At 59.4% G+C, this 18,264-nt stretch carries 15 protein-coding genes; 5 read left to right on the forward strand and 10 right to left on the reverse strand.

Going from position 1 to position 18,264, the window contains the following annotated elements:
* Positions 1-94 precede the first annotated feature (94 nt).
* From LAP85_05810 to LAP85_05840, 7 genes are all read right to left on the reverse strand, one after another.
* Positions 95-2,890, reverse strand: coding sequence for a hypothetical protein (locus LAP85_05810; protein ID MBZ5495899.1), 2,796 nt, complete (start codon positions 2,888-2,890; stop codon positions 95-97).
* Between the two features lie 72 nt (positions 2,891-2,962).
* Complete coding sequence (locus LAP85_05815) at positions 2,963-5,542, reverse strand: hypothetical protein (protein MBZ5495900.1); 2,580 nt, start codon at positions 5,540-5,542, stop codon at positions 2,963-2,965.
* Positions 5,543-5,829: 287 nt separating this feature from the next.
* Positions 5,830-7,254 carry a type I glutamate--ammonia ligase gene (gene glnA, locus LAP85_05820; GenBank protein MBZ5495901.1) on the reverse strand — a complete coding sequence of 475 codons (1,425 nt, stop codon included), beginning with the start codon at positions 7,252-7,254 and terminating at the stop codon, positions 5,830-5,832.
* A gap of 113 nt (positions 7,255-7,367) precedes the next feature.
* Positions 7,368-7,706, reverse strand: coding sequence for a P-II family nitrogen regulator (locus tag LAP85_05825; protein MBZ5495902.1), 339 nt, complete (start codon positions 7,704-7,706; stop codon positions 7,368-7,370).
* Between the two features lie 271 nt (positions 7,707-7,977).
* Entirely contained in the window at positions 7,978-8,946 is a 969-nt protein-coding gene (locus LAP85_05830) for an aldo/keto reductase (GenBank protein ID MBZ5495903.1), read from the reverse strand.
* A gap of 88 nt (positions 8,947-9,034) precedes the next feature.
* The gene (locus LAP85_05835; GenBank protein MBZ5495904.1) at positions 9,035-9,646 is read right to left on the reverse strand and encodes a hypothetical protein; all 612 of its coding nucleotides are present in this window, start codon (positions 9,644-9,646) and stop codon (positions 9,035-9,037) included.
* 74 nt (positions 9,647-9,720) lie between these two features.
* The gene (locus LAP85_05840; protein MBZ5495905.1) at positions 9,721-10,092 is read right to left on the reverse strand and encodes a VOC family protein; all 372 of its coding nucleotides are present in this window, start codon (positions 10,090-10,092) and stop codon (positions 9,721-9,723) included.
* 107 nt (positions 10,093-10,199) lie between these two features.
* On the opposite strand from LAP85_05840, the gene leuC reads away from it, so the two are divergent.
* The 4 genes from leuC to LAP85_05860 are packed head-to-tail and all read left to right on the forward strand — an operon-like array spanning position 10,200 to position 14,034.
* A complete protein-coding gene (gene leuC, locus LAP85_05845) occupies positions 10,200-11,603 on the forward strand; it encodes a 3-isopropylmalate dehydratase large subunit (GenBank protein ID MBZ5495906.1) in 1,404 nt (467 codons plus the stop codon).
* A 27-nt stretch (positions 11,604-11,630) separates the two neighbouring features.
* Positions 11,631-12,203: a 3-isopropylmalate dehydratase small subunit gene (leuD, locus tag LAP85_05850; GenBank protein ID MBZ5495907.1), complete on the forward strand. Its 573-nt coding sequence runs from the start codon at positions 11,631-11,633 to the stop codon at positions 12,201-12,203.
* Positions 12,204-12,236: 33 nt separating this feature from the next.
* Positions 12,237-13,622: an MFS transporter gene (locus LAP85_05855; protein ID MBZ5495908.1), complete on the forward strand. Its 1,386-nt coding sequence runs from the start codon at positions 12,237-12,239 to the stop codon at positions 13,620-13,622.
* Between the two features lie 34 nt (positions 13,623-13,656).
* Positions 13,657-14,034 carry a GxxExxY protein gene (locus tag LAP85_05860; protein MBZ5495909.1) on the forward strand — a complete coding sequence of 126 codons (378 nt, stop codon included), beginning with the start codon at positions 13,657-13,659 and terminating at the stop codon, positions 14,032-14,034.
* A 39-nt stretch (positions 14,035-14,073) separates the two neighbouring features.
* On the opposite strand, the gene LAP85_05865 is transcribed toward LAP85_05860, so the two are convergent.
* The gene (locus LAP85_05865) at positions 14,074-15,447 is read right to left on the reverse strand and encodes a nucleotide sugar dehydrogenase (GenBank protein ID MBZ5495910.1); all 1,374 of its coding nucleotides are present in this window, start codon (positions 15,445-15,447) and stop codon (positions 14,074-14,076) included.
* 186 nt (positions 15,448-15,633) lie between these two features.
* Between LAP85_05865 and LAP85_05870 the strand changes: the two genes are divergently transcribed.
* Positions 15,634-16,233, forward strand: coding sequence for a YdcF family protein (locus LAP85_05870; protein MBZ5495911.1), 600 nt, complete (start codon positions 15,634-15,636; stop codon positions 16,231-16,233).
* Here LAP85_05870 and LAP85_05875 read toward each other — a convergent pair.
* Together LAP85_05875 and cysW are read right to left on the reverse strand one after the other, a co-directional pair.
* The gene (locus tag LAP85_05875; GenBank protein MBZ5495912.1) at positions 16,211-17,266 is read right to left on the reverse strand and encodes a sulfate ABC transporter ATP-binding protein; all 1,056 of its coding nucleotides are present in this window, start codon (positions 17,264-17,266) and stop codon (positions 16,211-16,213) included. The two genes, LAP85_05870 and LAP85_05875, sit on opposite strands and share 23 nt — an antisense overlap.
* Positions 17,263-18,168 (reverse strand): sulfate ABC transporter permease subunit CysW, encoded by a 906-nt coding sequence (gene cysW, locus LAP85_05880; protein MBZ5495913.1) that lies wholly within the window; start codon positions 18,166-18,168, stop codon positions 17,263-17,265. The genes LAP85_05875 and cysW overlap by 4 nt, the downstream gene beginning before the upstream one ends.
* Positions 18,169-18,264 lie beyond the last annotated feature (96 nt).

Raw genomic sequence — 18,264 nt, forward strand, 5'->3', positions numbered from 1 at the left:
AGAGAAAGGTGATGCAGAAGCGAAAATCCTCTGATGCCTTTGCGTTGAGGCTTCGCGTTTCGGATATACCGAGCCGTGCCATCCGCGGCTGCTCTTAGGCCCCGGTATTGTAGAAATATTTGTCCATCAGGTTACGAACCTGGCCGGCGCTGCTATCCCATTCTGACACAAAGACTTTGCGGGCTTCGCCGGGGGCGGCGCCGCGGTATCCGAGGCTGCGCGCCAGCCGCTCCAGGTCCGGCGACTCCCGCGAAATCTCCTGCGAAGTCCATTCCTCGATCAGCTGATAATGATTCTCTACCCGGCGCTGAAACTGGTGTGTTTGCAGAAGATGCCCGCTTTCCTGCGCTGTGATGATCCCGCAGTCGCACAGTGCGGCCACGGCGTCGGCCAACGCGGGGGCTCGGACCGCAGGATTAGTCTTACCGTGCAATACCTGCAGGAGCTGAACCAGGAACTCAAGATCGGAAATCCCGCCCGTCCCGAACTTGAAGTCGAGATAGATGCGGTTTTGCTTGTTGGTCTCGGATTCAATTCTCCTCTTTAAATGGCGGACGGCGTTGATGGCCTCCAGGTCCCAAGGGAAGTGATAAACGACTTCCTCCATGGCAGCCGCCCAGCCTGCCTGGACTTCCGGCGATACGGCGAGGATGCGGGAGCGCACGAGCGCCATACGCTCCCAGGGCTGCATGTAGCGGCGCGCGTGCTCGAGAAAGCTGGACCAGCTCCGCGCCAGGAGACCGGTAGTACCCTCGGGACGGAGCCTCAGGTCGACCTTGTAAGCGGTGCCTTCCGCCGTGACCCCTGCCAGCAGCCCCAGGAGCCGCTCCACGCGGGCATCCTGAAGGAGCTGCAGCCCGGTGCGTGAGTGAGGCGCCGAATCCTCTTGGGGGTCATCGTAGAGGAAAAGCAGATCGAGATCCGACGAGTAATGCATCTGCCGGCTTCCCAGTTTGCCCAATGCGACTATCCGCAATTGAGTCCTGTCCGGTCCGCTCACGGCCGGGTCGCAGGCGGCCATGTTCATAGCCGCGTGGAGGCAAGCCTCGGCCAGATCGCTCAACTCGCGGCTGATTTCCAGCGGTCCGGCCAGCTCCGCCAGATCGCGATACGCAACTCGGATCATTTCCCGCTGGCGATATCTGCGTAAGACGATCTCAGGATCTCCTGCGGGCGCTGCCCGCAGCCGGTTCTCGAGCTCCTCGAGCATCTCGTGGCAGCGACGCCCCTCGTGCAGGTAAAGACCTCGTGCCAGGCTATCGAAGTATTCCGGGTGTCGTGTCAGGATCTGATGGCCGAGGTTGCTGAGGGCGAGCAGGTTGGCGACCCGGGCCAGGTGCGGCCGTCTCGAGGCGAGCGCGCGCAGGAAGGAAACGCGGTTGCCGCTGGCGGCTGCGAAGCTCTCCAGGTGGTGCAACGCCTGGTCGGGATCATAGGAATCGCGCAGCACCTCCAGCATAGGGAAAACAACTTCCAGGAAAGCCCTCCGCTCCCCGGGAGGCAACAAGCTCCCTGCCGGGCCCAGCGCCATGAGCCTGATGTTCTGCCAAGCCCTGTCGACGTCACGGAAGCCGTAATTCGCCAACAGTTCCCGCACGCGCGCTCTGGGTGTCCGCTCGCTGAGCAGCTGGGCAAACTCCTCTTCCCTTTCGCGAGGCCGCAGGTGGCCGGGCGTGAGATAGATCCTCTCCAGAATGGATCGGACGCGCGCCCGATGATCGCGCAGAGTGGCAATGAAAGCATCGACATCGGCATGCCCCGCGGAGGCGAAACCCAGTCCGTGCGCCAGGACTTCCAGCTCGGAAGGATTGTCGGGGATGACAGCCTGAGGAGTCAGCATACGCAGCTGCAAACGGTGCTCTACGATGCGAAAAAAGATATATGCCAGCGCCAGCTGTGATTCCTCGCCCTCGAGCAGCGCTTTCACGGCGCCGAGCGCGCGGAGTGCATCCAGGGTTGCCGGAACGCGGGCTTCAGGATGACGGCTCCCGGCGATCAGTTGCAGGTACTGGACATAAAATTCGATGTCCCGGATGCCGCCCGGCCCCTGCTTGATGTGAATCCTCTCTCCTGCCAGGGCATACTCCCTCTCCGAACGGTGCTTGACCTGTTTGATTTCCTCCAGGGAAGAGTCGTCCATCTGCCGCGCGAACACGAATTTCGCCGCGAAACGCTGGAAGCGACGATTGAGCTCATTATCACCGCAGACCGGGCGCGCCTTTATCAGCGCCTGCCGCTCCCACGCTTCCCCCCACGATTCGTAGTAGTTTTCCAGGCTGTCGATCGTGGGAACCAGTGGACCGGTTCCGCCATGAGGCCTCAGCCGCATGTCGACGCGATAGAGAACACCCTCCGGTTCAGGGTGTCCGAGCACATGGACAAGGCGTTCGCCGAGCCGAGTGAAAAAGCGCTTCTCCTGCTCATCGTCCGAGGAACGCCGGCAGAAAATCAGGTCCACGTCTGAGCTGTAGTTGAGCTCGCCGCCGCCCAGCTTCCCCAGGGCAATGACCGCCAATCCGCGGCGCTCTTTGACGGACGCGGGCATCTTCGCGGCAACCTCGTCCCAGGCCGCGTCCAGGGCGATGGAGATCGCCCAGTCGGCCAAGCTGCTCAAACGAGCTACGGTTTCCTCAAACGAAGCAATCCCGGCGATGTCGCGGAAAGCAATGTCGATATACTCGCGTTGCTTCAGGGTGCGGAGCGCCGCAGCGACGCCGGTGCTCGGACCCATCTCGGCGAGCCATTGGTTCCATTCGCCCACGTGATCCGGTGGAAGGTCTGCCTGGATCCGGTGCCGCAACCAATCCTGCCATGGCGGGTGGCTTCTAAGAGCATCGCGCATCACCGGTGAAATGGTCTCCAGATTCTTCAGCGCATCGAAAAATTCCATGATTCTTAAGAGCTTAACGCAGAGGGCGCGTGGGGAAACTACGTTGTTTTCTGCGGCCTCGGTGCTGAGCTTTTATCTCCCGTTTAACCCTTGCAAGGTGCGCTCGAGGCTTTGCTGCCAGCGCGGCAGCTCGGCGTCCGGAATCTGTTTGCCGGAGAGGGTGGTGACATAGAAGTTGTTTTCGGCGCGGGCGGCCCAGGTCGCCACCCGGGCAGAGTGGATGTGCAGGCCCGACCGCGACAGCGCTCGCGTCATCAGGTACAGGAGCCCCTGGAGATCACCGGCAATCACATGGACTACCGTGTGCTCCTCCGAGATGTCGTTGCGCAGATCCACGCTGTCGAGGGGTATTCCCGCGGGAGGGTGCTTTCCCGCGCCACGCAGAAAGTTGTCGACGGTACGGCCGCCGCTGAGGACTTCCTTGAGTATAGTCATGATGCGGCGCCCGCGCGTCTCCGAAACCTGCATCCCCGCCGAACGGATCCAGAGCGTATCGAGGACGACGGGCCGGGGCATATTCATCGTGAACACCTGGGCTTTCTGGATGTCGGCATCGCAGCCGTAGAGCACGCCGGTGATCTTCGCAAGCATGCCGGGTTGCGGGTCGTCGTAGGCGCAGACCGTAAGCTCCGAATAGTCGTCCCCAGGACGGTTGTAAAGGTCCAGAACTACGCTCTCCGCCTCCAGGCCGGCCAGCAGCTTGATGTGGAACGCGATCTCATCGAGCGGGGTATTCAGAATGTAGCTCGCCGGCATGGAATCGCAGTGGCGGCGCACGGCCTCGTCGGACTGCGGTTCTCCTGAGCGTGCGATTGTGTGGCGAATTTCGCCGATGCGCCCCTCGACGATGTCGGCATCGCTCTCTTCCTGCGACCGGCCCATCAGCTGGCTTTGCACCTTGCGGAATAGTTCCTCCAGGTCACGATGATCCATGGAGGTCCAGTTCTTCTCAGCTACCGCGCGCGTGTCGACATACGTGAACACATAGAGATGGCGAAGGGCGTCCATGCCTGGAATCTTCTCGGCGACGCTCTGGATGACGGCGAGCGACTTCAAGTCATGCAGCCTTCCGGTGCGCACGAGCAGAAGGTGCTGGCCGACGAGAAGATCGAGCAGTTCCCTTTTCTCGGGGGCAAGCTTGAGCCGGTCGGAAACCACGGCAGCGATTTTCAGCGACATATCACTGTGCTCACCGCCGGGAATCAATTTGCCGGCATCATGAATCAGAGCCGCCAGACAGAGCACATCAAAATGTGAGCACTGTGCCATCAGCTCGGCAAAGCGGCGCTCCGTTTCGTCATGGGCGGAACGCAGACCCTCGAGATACTCCACGATTTTCAGCGAGTGCTCGCCGACGGTATACCGATGCGCCGGGTCGGGCGGAACAAACCGCAACACCTCGGAGAAATTGTCGACGAAGCGGTTCATCAGCCCGTAGCGCACCAGCGCGCGCAGCGTTGCAGCCACCTGGCGCCCCTCCCGCAATATGCTGAGAAGGGCCTTGGCCTCATCCCCCGAGGGCTCATTTGCCTGTGCCGCAGCGCGGCGCGAACTTTCGAGATCCTGCAGATCGATCAGGCTGACAGGAACATGGTAACGTTGGGAGAGATGAAGCAGCCTTACGGCGAGGCCCGGGTCGGGGCGCGCGTGGATCCGCCGCCGGTAAAGGTAGCCATTTTCCAGCTGCACGCCTCCGAGGTCGATGGGTCCCGCGAGCGCGTGGCGCACCGCGGCGTCCCTGAAGAGTGCCAGCGTCTCCGCATGAGCATAGTGTTGTGACAGCCACTCCTGCGCAGAAACCGAACCGAGTTCGCCGGCGATCCGGTCCTGGTAATTGTTGATCAGGACGTCGAAGCGCCTGCCGGCAGAGATATGCAGCCAATTGCGCGCGCGCCAGAACCATTCAGCGGCCGTGCCGATCTCGGCGATCCGTGCCGAGGACATCAGGCCGCGATGCTCGAGCTCCGGCAGCAGATCGTCTTCGTCCACCCCAAGAAGCAGCTTGTAGATCCAGCGGGCTCGATGCAGGTCGCGCAGCGCGCCAGTCCCATCCTTGAGATTCGGCTCGACGGAGTACAGTTCCGCATCGCTCCCCCGATCCTGCCGCTCGCCGAGTTGCTGGATTTCAAGCATAATGTCCAATGGCGACAAGCTCCAGCGTAGTTGCTCCTGCAGTCGTCCCGACAGCCGGCGGTCGCCGCAGAGGTGCCGCGCATCCAGCAGCGACACCTTGACCGGCAGATCCCATGTGGGGATGTCCGAAATGGGGCGATACGAGTAGCCGACGTGCACTTCGCGGAAGGAGAGGAAGACGTCCATCACCAGCTTGAAGGCCGCATGAACCGCAGCCTCAACCCAGGGATCCTGCTCCTCGGCCGGGATGAAAGCTATGTCGACGTCCGAGAATGGACTCAGCTCTTTCCTACCGTATCCGCCCGTTGCAACGATCCCGAGGCCTGAACGGTTGCCACGTGGCGCCTGCTGATCGGCAAACTCACAGGAGACACGGTAGATGTCATCGACCAGGCCGTCGATCAGCACGGCGTGGCGCGCCATCAGCTCCCGGCATGGCGCCATGCGCGCATCCGCAGGGAACAGCTCTGCCCTCCCCTCGCGAAACTTATCCCGGAGCCGGGTGATTTCGAGCTGCATATGCGGCCTCTAAAAGCTCAATGCAGAGGGCGCGGAGGACGCAGAGAAGATTCGAGGACTACCTATTGAGGATCAGACATTACGGTGACGCCATTCCAAGGAGAGATGTGTCGCCCCTTCGGGGCTCCTTCTTCTCCTGCTCTCAACCCCGGGCTCACGCCCGGGGCTACTCTCTGGCACCCCTTCGGGGCTGGGAATTTTGTTTCCGTCACGATATCTTTTGATTATCAATAAGTGAAGCCAACTGTCCTCCGCGTCCTCCGCGTCCTCTGCGTTGGGCTTTGCCTTTAGATGTCGTAGTACAGATAAAACTCATATGGATGCGGCCGCAGGCGCACCGGGTCGACTTCGTGCGCGATCTTGTAGCTGATCCACGTCTCAATCACATCCCGAGTGAAGACGTCCCCTTTCATCAGGAACTCATGATCTCTTTCCAGCTCCCCAAGCACGTCCTTGAGCGAACTGGGCGTCGATCTTACCAGTGCCTTCTCCTCGGGCGGCAGGTCATACAGGTTCTTGTCCACCGGTTCGCCCGGATCGATCTTGTTCTGGATGCCGTCAATCGCCGCCATCAGGATGGCTGAAAAGGTCAGATACGGGTTGCATGACGGATCGGGGCATCGGAACTCGATGCGTTTGGCGCCCGCGCTCTTCGAATACATCGGAATCCGGACGGCCGCGCTGCGGTTGCGCTGCGAGTAGACCAGGTTCACCGGCGCCTCAAACCCCGGAACCAGCCGTCGGTAGCTGTTCGTGCTGGGCGCCGCAAATGCCAGCAGTGCCGGTGCGTGGTGCAGCAGCCCACCGACGGCATACCGCGCAGTCTGGCTCAAGCCGCCGTAACCGCGTTCGTCATAGAACTGGTTTATGCCGTTCTTCCATACCGACATGTGGACGTGCATGCCGGAGCCGTTGTCCTGGAAGATCGGTTTGGGCATGAAACTGGCAGAGAATCCCGCCTGCTTGCAGACGTTTTTAACGACGTACTTGAACAGCATGACTTTGTCCGCCATGCGCAGAAGCGCGTCGTATTTCATGTCGATTTCTGCCTGTCCGGCAGTGGCCACTTCGTGATGATGAACCTCCCCCTCGATGCCGACCTGCTCCATCACAAGCATGATGTGGCTGCGCAAATCCTGGAAGCTGTCCATGGGAGGTACCGGGAAATATCCCTCCCTGTAACGCGGGCGATGGCCAAGGTTTGGCTTTTCGTCCTTTCCGGAGTTCCAGACTCCCTCCCTGGAATCGACAAAGTAGTAGCCGAAGTTCGTTCCCTGGTCGAAGCGGATGTCACTGAAAATGTAGAATTCGGCTTCCGGTCCCCAGTAGGAGACGTCGCCGATGCCGGTCGAAATGAGGTATTTCTCGGCTTTCTCGGCAATGTAACGAGGATCGCGGCTGAAGGGCTCGAGCGTGAGTGGATCACGCACGGAGCAGGTCAGGTTCAGAGTCGGGATCTCGAGCAACGGATCCAGGAAGGCTGTGGCCGGATCCGGAAATACCAGCATGTCGCTCTCCTGGATGCGCGCGAACCCGCGGATGCTCGATCCGTCAAAACCGATGCCATCTTCGAAAATCGCTTCGGTGAGCCGGTGAGCCGGGATCGAGTAGTGCTGCCAGATTCCGGGCAGATCCACGAACTTGAAATCGATCATCTTCACTTGCTTGTCTTTGACAAACTTCACGACCTCTGCAGCCGTCGACATCCACATTTGGTTCTCCTCCCACGCGTTTTTTTAAAATCTCAACGCAGAGATCGCAGAGAACGCGGAGAAAAACGTCGTTCCTCTGTGTCCTCCGCGGCCTCTGCGTTGAGATCTTGCTTTTAAAGTGAATCCTCGCCGCGCTCGCCGGTGCGCACGCGTATCGAATCCTCCAGCGATAAAATGAAGATCTTGCCGTCGCCGATCTCGCCCGTATAGGCAGCCTTGCGAATTGCCTGCACGACCTCTTCGCACTGCGTGTCCAGGACCGCCACCTCGATCTTGATCTTGGCAAGCAGATCGATGCTGTATTCGGAACCGCGGTAGCGCTCCACCTGTCCTTTCTGGCGGCCCGCACCCCGAACGTCGGTCACCGTCATGCCGACCACTCCGACATCCGCCAGGGCCTCCTTGACATCCTGAAGCCGATGCGGCCGAATCACCGCCAGGACCATTTTCACGTTGAGCCCTTCCCCGAGTCAAAGTTAGAGTCTACAAAACCTCCGCCCCGAAAAACACGAATAACACAAAATTTCTTCGCGTTCTTCGCATTGCGTACCTACATTTCCTTGCCATTTAGGTGAGAAAAGCAAAAGATCAACGCAGAGATCGCAGAAGTCGCGGAGAAAAGTCATGCGGAAGCGAAAATCCTCTGCGGCCTCTGCGCCCTCTGCGTTGAGCCTCTACGATGCGGATATTCTGCGCCGCGTTATTCGTGGCAGCTTTGGCTTTTCACAGGTAGTAATTGTGAGGCCAGACGTGCGATCGCAGCGCAGCCAGATCATCCTTTGGCAGCCCGCGGCCGTCGGAGATCCTGCAATTGGCTTCGACGTGCTCGGGCGTACGCATGCCCGCGATCACCGTGGAGACCGTCTCGTGCGAGAGGCAGAAACGCAAGGCGGCATCGGCCAGAGTCTCGACGCCGTCGTGCAGCAGAAAGCGGAGATGCTCGACGTGCTCCATGACCTCCCGCCTGCGGTTTCCACGAAAATATTCGTTGCGGAAATCCCCTTTGGGAAACGTCGTCTTCGGTGTGATGTTGCCGGTAAGAGTTCCCTCATCGAGCGGCACGCGGACGATGACGCCAAGGTCGTGCTCGCGGCAGTATGGAAAAAGGCGATCCTCAGGAGCCTGCTCGAAAATATTGTATATGACCTGGAAGGCATCGATGAGACCGGTGTCGGCGGCACCGAGCCCGTTTTCGGGCTGATAGTCGTTGATGGAAATGCCGAAATGCCGGACCTTCCCTTCCTTCTTGAGTCGATTCACGGTTTCCTGCCATTCATGGCGGCCGGTCCAAGCGTCATTCCAGACGTGAAACTGCTGCAGATCCAGACACTCGACACCCAGGTTTTTCAAGCTTTTTTCCGTACAGGCGATGATGTAGTCGGAGGGAAAAACATCTGCCAGAGTCGACTCCGGCGGAGCGGGCCACAACTGGTTTTTGGGCGGAATCTTCGTGGCAACGTAGATGCGCTCGTTTCTCTCTTTCAGCAGCCTGGCGATCAGCTGTTCGCTGTGACCCGTTCCGTAGGCAAGGGCCGTATCGACGAAGTTGACCCCCAGATCAACAGCCTTGCGCAGGGCCTTCAAGGAAACGTCATCCTGGGCACCAATCCACATGGAGCGCCCGATGCCCCAGGCACCAAAACCGATCTCCGAGACCATGAATCCCGTCCGTCCGAGGCGGCGGTATCTCATCAATTATCCCTGTCAGAAAAGTTCAACGCGGAGGGCGCGGAGCAAGCAATGAAAAGCATCGTTTCTCTGCGCCTTCCGCGTTGAGATTTTATTTCCTCTTATTGCTCCGGAAGACGTCCGCGTAGATCCGGCGCAGCGGCGCAACGCAGTACTGGTGGATGATCTCCATGAATGCCGGCGGATCGGAAGTCAGCTCTTCGAGGTGCTCCTCCTCGATGCCGAAGGACAGGCGCACGATATCCGCCTTCCCCTCCCGCTGCTCCACCACGAGGCTGTTCTGCAAGTCCTCAGGCAAACTGAAAACATCGCAGTTGGGCACCTTCTTGAGCTTCTTGAAGCCCTCGATCGGCTTAAGTTTGGCGGCTTCATAGTGGACCGACAGGCGGCGCACCAGTTCCGGGTAGTTGAAGTTCGGAACCTTGTTGTTGATGCTTGCCTCCAGCAGGCATCGGTCGGCTGTGGTGTCCACTGCCAGGCCGTAGGTGAAGTCGAGATCACCTTTGTCGAACTTGATGCGATGACCCGAGGCGTCGTGGAAGCGTTTGAGTTCCTCAGCGGCCTGGATCTCCGGATTTTCGGTCTTTTTTTCGGCTGTGATGTAATAATCGCTGACGCTGAGGTACCACTGATCGACGATTGCGGCCAGAGCCTCATCGATCAGCTTGAAGATCTTGGGCGTGATTTTTTTCTTAACAGGCAACCGGGTATATCCTCAATTGAAGGTTAGAGTAATCGATGCGGCCTCCGGTACAAACAAAATTTTAGTATAGCACGTCATCGACCAACTATGTGAGGATGGAACAGTATCTGAATGAGATTCCCGTCCGGATCACAAAAGTACAGGGAGCGCGAGCCATCCCTGTGCGACCGGGGCATCTCGGCCAGTTCCACCCCCGACGCCGCCAGACGAAGCGCCCACCCATCCACCTCCTCCGGCGTCGAAACCAGAAACCCGAAGTGGTCGAGCCTTCCACCCACGGGTACCGCGTCGCTCTGATGAAGCGCTAGGTTGTCCGAACCGCTCGTGAGATAGACGTTCTTTTCATCCGGTTGCCAATCCACCCACATGCCCAGAGTTTTCATGTAAAATTCGACAGATCGGCGAACATCCAGAACCCTCAATGCCAGGTGGCGCAATCCGAGCATGTCACTTTCTCGTGCCGGAAAAGATCAAAAGCGGTCGCGGAGGACGCGTAGAATGGATCGTCTGCGCCCGCTGCGTTGAGCTTTTGCTTTTGTGTTATTGTATTTGAATGGAACCGAAGACCCTCTTCGACAAGATCTGGGACAGCCACATCGTCGTCGCCGAGCCGGATTGTCCTGGCGTGCTCTACATCGATCTTCATCTGATTCATGAAGTTACCAGCCCCCAGGCCTTCCAGGGACTGCGCGCTCGCGGCCTGCGCGTGCGCCGTCCGGACCGCACTTTCGCCACCATGGATCATATCATCCCGACCGTGGACCAGCGATCTCCAATCGCCGACCCGCTTGCGGCGCGCCTCGTAACCGAGCTCGAAGCCAACTGCAGAGATTTCGCGATCCGCCTCTTCGGCATCGGTGACCCGCACCAGGGTATCGTTCACGTCATCGGACCCGAGTTGGGCCTGACGCAGCCTGGAAAGACGATCGTCTGCGGCGACAGCCATACGTCCACCCATGGTGCTTTCGGAGCGCTTGCCTTTGGCATCGGAACGAGCGAAGTTGAGCACGTCCTCGCCACGCAGTGCCTGTTGCAGCGCCGGCCGAAAACTTTCGAGGTGCGCGTCGAAGGACGGTTGCAGCCCGGGATCACCGCCAAGGATGTGATACTGGCTTTGATTGCCGGTCTCGGCGTCGCCGGCGGCACGGGCCATGTTTTCGAGTTCACGGGGAGCACGATCCGCGCCTCGGATATCGACGATCGCCTGACCATCTGCAACATGTCGATCGAGGGGGGCGCGCGTGCGGGAATGGTCGCTCCCGACGACACCACGTTCCAGTATCTGGCCGGCAGACCCTTTGCACCGGCGGGAGCCGAGTGGGATGCCGCCCTGGCACGCTGGCGCGCGATGCGCACGGACGACGGCGCAGTCTTCGACAAGCAGTTAGAGTTGCAGGCGGCGTCCCTGGAACCGATGATCTCTTACGGCACCAATCCCGGCATGACGGTATCAATATCAGCGCGCGTGCCTGACCCGGAAGCCATTCCCGACCTGTCGCAAAGAAGTGCGCTCACCAAAGCTCTTCATTACATGGGCCTCAATCCCGGCCGGCCGCTCCTGGGTCAGCCGGTGGACGTGGTTTTCATCGGCAGCTGCACAAACGCCCGGATATCGGACCTGCGCGCCGCCGCGCGGATCCTGGAGGGACGGAAGGTGAATCCGAGAGTGAAAACCGTCGTAGTGTCCGGATCCCGCCAGGTCAAGGCCGCCGCCGAGAGCGAGGGTCTCGATAAGATCTTCCTTGCTGCCGGCGCCGAATGGCGCGAACCCGGATGCAGCATGTGCATCGCCATGAACGGCGACGAACTCGCCCCAGGCCAATACTGCGTCAGTACCAGCAATCGCAATTTCGAGGGCCGGCAAGGAAAGGGCGGGCGCACACTTTTAGCCAGCCCGCTGACTGCAGCGGCCAGCGCCGTCGCCGGTGCCATTGCGGATGTCAGGTTATTGATGTGAGAACATTTGAATAATTGGAGTTCCCCGATGAAGTTTACCAGTCGCGTAGTCCCCCTCCCCAACGAGAACGTTGACACCGATCAGATCACCCCCGCCCGCTTTCTGAAAACGACCGGCAAGGGAGGACTGGGAAAGATCCTGTTATACGACTGGCGCTATGATGCCGCAGGCAATCCCCGCCCGGACTTCATCCTCAACCGTCCCGACATTAAGGGAGCGCAGGTCCTTCTGGCAGGCAACAACTTCGGCTGCGGCAGTTCACGGGAGCACGCCCCCTGGGCCTTGGCCGACTTCGGCTTCCGGGCATTGATCAGCACTTCATTCGCCGACATCTTCCGCAGCAATTGTCTCAAAAACGGCATCCTGCCCATCACGGTGGGCAAAGAGACCCACGAAAAACTGCTTCGCCTTGCGGCAGAGCAGCCGGCAGCGGAAGTGGGAGTTGATTTGCGAGCACAGACCCTGACGCTCCAGGACGGCGTGGTGGTTCAATTCCCCGTGGATCCATTTTCGAAAAAGTGCCTCCTCGAGGGGATTGACGAGCTGGGTTATCTGCTGAATCTCTCCGATGTAATCGCGCATTACGAGGAGACGCATTAGAATCTCAACGCAGAGGGCGCAGAGAAGTTTTGGGTGCTTGAATTCTGCGTCCCCTGCGCGCTCTGCTTTGAGCTTTTGGGAGGACACGTTATCGCACGATCCCGCTCGTTCGCCCTGTGGCTCCTGTTCGGCATCAACCTCCTCAATTTCTTCGACCGCCAGATCCTGGCTGCCGTAACCGAACCGTTGCGCCTGGAATGGTCCCTTACCGACACGCAGCTGGGCTGGCTGGTGACCGCTTTCACGCTCCTTTACGCTGCGGTGGGACTGCCCCTGGGCCGTCTGGCAGACGTCTGGAGGCGCAACCTTATCCTGACGGCCGGACTTACGCTTTGGAGCGGGCTCACCTTCCTGTCGGGCTTTTGCCGAAGCTTCTGGCCCTTGTTTGCCGCCCGCCTTGGGGTTGGCGTAGGAGAGGCGTCCTGCGCGCCCGCGGCAAGTTCGCTGATCGGCGATCTGTTCCGGCCGCAGGAGCGGGCCCGTGCCATGTCGGTCTTTATGCTGGGGCTGCCCGTCGGCGTCGCACTCAGCTACCTCGTGGGCGGGGCGGTCGCGCAACACTACGGCTGGCGTGCGGCTTTTTACCTTGCCGGCATTCCGGGTTTGCTGCTGGCAGCTGCCGCGTTGTTCCTGGCCGAGCCCCCGCGAGGCCGGTCCGAGGCCACCGAGGTAGGCTCTGAGCGTCGTCCCGGTTCCCCAATCAAGCTCGTCCTCGGCATTCCCACGATGCGCTGGATCATAGCCTCCGGCCTGCTGCACAACTTCATCATGTACGCCTTGACGTTTTTTCTGCCCTCGTTCCTGGTGCGCTATCACCGGACGACGGTGCAAATGGCGGGACTGGTTTCGGCTCTCGTTGTGGGGACGGTGGGAGCGCTGGGGATGCTTGTGGGGGGATGGTTGGGGGATGCGGCGAAAAACAGGCGCCAGAACGGCCGCATGCTGGTCGCGGGAACGGCGGTCCTGCTGGCAGTTCCCGCTGGCTTCTTCGCACTGCTGGCGCCTGCAGGAGCCCTCCCTGCCTTTATCGTCCTTCAAGGCCTCGCTGCGTTTCTGATGTACACCTACTACGCGACCGTCTACGCCACGATCCACGACATCGTCGAGCCGACGCTGCGCGGCCGCGCCATGGCGATTTATTTCTTCGCCATGTACATGCTCGGCGCCTCGATGGGCCCGGTAGCGACTGGCCGGCTGAGCGATTTTTTCGCCCGCCGCGTAGCCGGCGCAACGCCCGTCACCGAGCAGTTCCGAGCGCTGGGTCTGCACCAAGCCATGTACCTCGTCCCCTTGTTGACCCTGCTCCTCGCGGCCGTCCTGTTCCTGGGGGCCCGGACTGTCCGTAAGGATATGGACCGTTTACAGGGCTGGATGAAAAGGCTCAACGCAGAGGGCGCGGAGGGCGCGGAGAAGAACTGAAAGATATTGGGGAGCTTTGAAACATTAATAGCTGATGGAGTTGAATAGCATAACCGGCGATATTATTGGGGCCGCGATCGAGGTTCATCGAGCGCTCGGACCGGGCCTCCTTGAGTCGGCTTACGTAGCCTGTCTCGCATGCGCGCTTGCAGAGCGCCAATTGAAGGTGGAGCAGCAGAAGCCGTTGGCCTTGGTCTACCGCGATATCAAGATGGATTGTGGTTACCGCCTCGATTTGCTGGTTGAAAACCGGGTGATTGTGGAGGTCAAGTCGGTGGAGTACGTCCTCCCCGTCCACAAGGCTCAACTCTTATCCTATCTGCGGCTTGCCGACTGCAGAGTTGGTCTCCTGATCAACTTCAACGTGGAAGTTCTAAAGGACGGAATCTATCGTATCGTAAACAACTTCTAGACCCCTTCCGCGCCCTCGGCGCCCTCTGCGTTGAGCTTTTCAAAAATGCCTCAGTGGCGGAGATCCCAGTGGGTATACGTTGAATCCTAATTCGTACAAGCGCTTATGATCCAGTATGTTACGCCCGTCAAATACGAACGCCGGCTTCTCCATCGACCGGTAAATCTTCTCCCAATCGAGTGACCGGTAAAGATCCCACTCGGTCATGATCGCGACCGCATGAGCGCCGCGTGCGGCCTCATAAGGCCCGTCCGCAAACTCGACTTTCTGCGGATTTACGGCCATATCCTGCCGTGCGTTATCGATCGCCTTCGGGTCCGTTATGACGACATTGGCCTTCTCTTCGAGCAGCTTCCTCGCGACATAATAGGCGGGCGATTCCCGGGTGTCGCTCGTATTCGCCTTGAACGCGAATCCGAACAGGGCGATGCGCTTGTCCACGATGGTGTTGAACATCGCGCGGATGATCGCGCGCACGAACCGCTGTTCCTGGTATTCGTTCATGGTCACGACCGATTCCCAGTATCGTGCCACCTCGTGGAGGCCGTAGGACTCGCAGATATAGACGAGGTTGAGGATGTCCTTCCTGAAGCACGAGCCGCCGAAGCCGACGCTCGCGTTGAGGAAACGCGGTCCAACGCGCGCATCCATGCCGACGGCCCGCGCCACTTCCTTTACGTGGGCTTCAGTTCTCTCGCACAGGGCCGAGATGCTGTTGATGGACGAAATGCGTTGGGCCAGGAACGCGTTGGCCACGAGCTTCGAGAGTTCAGCGCTCCAGACGTTGCTCGTGAGAATGCGTTCGGCCGGCACCCAATTCGCATAGATGTCGACCACCTCCTGCCGGGCCTTCAGGCCTTGCGGCGTCTCGCGTGATCCGATCAGCACCCGGTCGGGCTCGAGCAGATCCTGCACGGCGGTACCTTCGGCAAGGAATTCCGGGTTTGAGATTACTTCGAAATGGACTCCATTCCCATTGGCATTGAGAATGGTCTCCATCGTCTGCGCTGTTTTGACCGGCAGCGTGCTCTTTTCAATGACGATCTTGGGCGACCGTGACTGGCGCAGGATCTCACGGGCCACTTTTTCCCAGTACTGCAGATCCGCAGCCCTCCCGGCCCCTTCGCCAAATGTCTTTGTCGGCGTGTTGACGGAAACGAAGATGATCTCCGCCTCACGGATGGCCGCACCGATATCCGTGGTGAAAAATAAGTTGCGCCCGCGCGATGCTTGGACGACCTCGAGCAGCCCGGGTTCGTAGATGGGTAGGGTGTCGGTCTGCCACGCAGCAATACGGGCTTCACTGATGTCGGCGACCGTGACTCTGTGCTGGGGGCATTTCATGGCGATGACCGCCATGGTCGGCCCTCCGACATATCCCGCTCCGATACAGGCGATTCGTTTTGCGATCATAAGTGCGTTCACTCCTCGGTGTTATATCGGCCAAAACGCCCGGCACATCACATCCCCAGTACATTTGCCCGAAGCCTGCTGCGAGGATGTCCAGTATATCCTATTCCCTGGATGCGATGATTTGCATACTTTGCAGCCGAGCAATTTCCCTGCGTCTAAGACTGCCACTGCGATTATAGTTAGCAAGTGACAGATCATCTCTATCGTTTTCTGGATGTTGGGGAGCCGCCGCGCAAATGCGATTGCATCTTTGTGCTCGCCGGCAGGCACGAGCGCAAGATCTACGGAATCGATCTCTGGCACCGCGGCTATGCTCCAGAGCTCATCCTGAGTGTCGGCCGCTTTGAATGGCGGAGCTATTATGAGCTTGGACTGCCGGCCGACGGCGGTCTCAAGCAGCTCGTGGATGCAACGCCTCCAAGGGAGCGCCACTTCTTCGTGCGCTTGCGCGCGTCCCATGCGGAATCGACCTTGATCGAGAAGGGCCGCCTCGGCACGATGACAGAAGGACGGGCCCTGGCTGCGGTGTTGCGCGGAGGATCGATTCGCTCGCTTATGGTTGTCTCGACATCCATCCATCTACGCCGAGTGGCGTTGGTGTTTCGCCAGGCTTTTCGCGGCGCCGGCATAGAATTGACTTTTGTAGCAGTTCCTGAAGATCTCTCTTCGCTCCGCCGATCCGATCTCCGCTCCATCAAGGAGGGGCGCGCCGCCGTATGGCGGGAATTCAAGAAGTACTGCTACTACCGCCTCATATACAGCTTCAGCTCCGGTCGTCGCAACTGAACACTTTCATATCTCTGGGTCTGAGAAAGACCTCATCCCCCTTCCTCAACTGAAGCTCTTGAAATCGTTCCTGCGAGATCTCAACATGAACGGGATCACCCCACTCTGCAATCGCTTCTACCTTGACGAGGGGACCCGCCGAGTTGATGTGTTTGATCGTCGCCCGATAGTGAAGCCCTGCTTGCGGCTCCCGGTCAATGTCAAGCGCGTGAGGACGCACGTAGACAATGCTGGGTTTTGAGTCACTCGAGAGACCGGACGCCGACTCGCCGACGCCCGGTCGCTCCCCCTCCATGCGGCCGCGGAACAAGTTGACGTTGCCGAGGAAATCGTAAACGAAAGCGCTTGCCGGCTGGTGGTAGACCTCCTCAGGCGAGCCCACCTGCTCAATGCGGCCTTCGTTCATCACCACCACGCGGTCGGAAACCTCCAATGCTTCTTCCTGATCATGGGTCACAAACACGCTGGTAATGTGAATCTCATCATGCAGCCTGCGCAGCCAGCGCCGCAGTTCGATTCGTACCTTGGCGTCCAGGGAACCGAAGGGTTCATCCAGCAACATAATCTTTGGTTCCACAGCCAACGCACGCGCCAATGCGACCCGCTGGCGTTGGCCGCCCGAAAGCTGAGAAGGATAGCGTGTGGCATGGTTTTCAAGCTGCACCAGTCGAAGCAGTTCATGAATTCGGGCCTGGATCTTTTCGTCGGAAGGCCGCAGTCTGCGCGGCCTGACGCGCAGGCCGAAGGCGATGTTTTCGGAGACCGTCATGTGGCGGAAAAGCGCATAGTGCTGAAAAACGAAACCTACATTGCGCTCGCGAGCACTCCGATCGCTGATGTCCTTACCGTCAAAAAGCACATACCCCGAGTCGGGAAACTCCAGGCCGGCAATGATCCGCAGCAGCGTGGTCTTTCCCGAGCCGGAGGGCCCCAGCAAGGCCACCAGTTCACCGGCCCGAACCTCGAGGTCGACATCTTTGAGAGCGGTGAATTCCCCAAATCGCTTAGAGATGTTGCGCGCTTCGATGCTCATATCTCCTGCACCTCCCCGTGGCTCAACCGCGCCTTGGCCAGGTGTTGTCTTGATTTCCACTCGACAAAACTCCTGGCGGCCAGCGTCACGAGCGCTAATAGGGCCAGCAACGATGCCACCGCAAATGCAGCGACATACTGATATTCGTTGTAGAGGATTTCAATATGGAGTGGCATCGTGTTGGTCAGGCCACGAATATGGCCTGAAACTACCGACACGGCCCCAAATTCCCCCATGGCGCGCGCGTTGCATAGGATTACGCCATAGAGCAATCCCCACTTCACATTTGGCAGGGTGACGCGCAGGAATGTTTGCCAACCACTGGCGCCCAGCGTTAAAGCGGCCTCCTCCTCATCGTTCCCTTGGGATTGCATCAGGGGAATGAGTTCCCTGGCAACAAACGGAAAGGTCACAAAAATGGTCGCCAATACAATGCCCGGCACCGCGAAAATGATCCTGATATCGTGGTCAGCCAGCCAAGGACCGAAGAGACCCTGCAGGCCAAATATCAGCACAAAAATCAGCCCCGATACCACAGGGGAGACTGAAAAAGGCAGATCAATCAAGGTAATCAAAAGGCTCTTGCCGATAAACTGGAACTTGGCGATCGCCCAGGACGCAGCAATGCCAAAAACTATGTTCAAGGGAACGGCAATCGCCGCTGTCAGCAGTGTAAGACGGATGGCCGACAGCGCATCCGGATCACGAAAGGCGTTGGCGTAGGATCTCACGCCCGACTTGAATGCCGAGGCGAAGACCATTCCCAGGGGCAGGAGGAGAAAAAGACCGAGAAATATCAAGGCCACTGCGATCAGCAGCCAGCGAACCGGCACCGGCTCCAGCAGGGTGCGGGCGGCAGTCATGGTACCGTTTTGAGAACTCAAAGACGCAGTTCGGGCCATCGACCGATTCTCCTTCACCTTCGACCTGCCGACTCATCCCTGTGGCCATCCTGGGGGCAGGATCGCCAAATCTCAACCGGAAACCCCGCGCCGGTT

This window comes from Terriglobia bacterium (assembly GCA_020072565.1).
Taxonomy (GTDB): Bacteria; Acidobacteriota; UBA6911; order UBA6911; family UBA6911; genus JAFNAG01.

Bases quoted from the DNA above. Each gene is read 5' to 3' on its own strand.
- LAP85_05875 (MBZ5495912.1), bottom strand. From the start codon at position 17,266: ATGAGCATCGAAGCGCGCAACATCTCTAAGCGATTTGGGGAATTCACC.
- LAP85_05830 (MBZ5495903.1), bottom strand. From the start codon at position 8,946: ATGAGATACCGCCGCCTCGGACGGACGGGATTCATGGTCTCGGAGATC.
- glnA (MBZ5495901.1), bottom strand. From the start codon at position 7,254: ATGTGGATGTCGACGGCTGCAGAGGTCGTGAAGTTTGTCAAAGACAAG.
- LAP85_05860 (MBZ5495909.1), top strand. From the start codon at position 13,657: ATGGAGTTGAATAGCATAACCGGCGATATTATTGGGGCCGCGATCGAG.
- leuC (MBZ5495906.1), top strand. From the start codon at position 10,200: ATGGAACCGAAGACCCTCTTCGACAAGATCTGGGACAGCCACATCGTC.
- LAP85_05815 (MBZ5495900.1), bottom strand. From the start codon at position 5,542: ATGCAGCTCGAAATCACCCGGCTCCGGGATAAGTTTCGCGAGGGGAGG.
- leuD (MBZ5495907.1), top strand. From the start codon at position 11,631: ATGAAGTTTACCAGTCGCGTAGTCCCCCTCCCCAACGAGAACGTTGAC.
- cysW (MBZ5495913.1), bottom strand. From the start codon at position 18,168: ATGGCCCGAACTGCGTCTTTGAGTTCTCAAAACGGTACCATGACTGCC.
- LAP85_05865 (MBZ5495910.1), bottom strand. From the start codon at position 15,447: ATGATCGCAAAACGAATCGCCTGTATCGGAGCGGGATATGTCGGAGGG.
- LAP85_05840 (MBZ5495905.1), bottom strand. From the start codon at position 10,092: ATGCTCGGATTGCGCCACCTGGCATTGAGGGTTCTGGATGTTCGCCGA.
- LAP85_05810 (MBZ5495899.1), bottom strand. From the start codon at position 2,890: ATGGAATTTTTCGATGCGCTGAAGAATCTGGAGACCATTTCACCGGTG.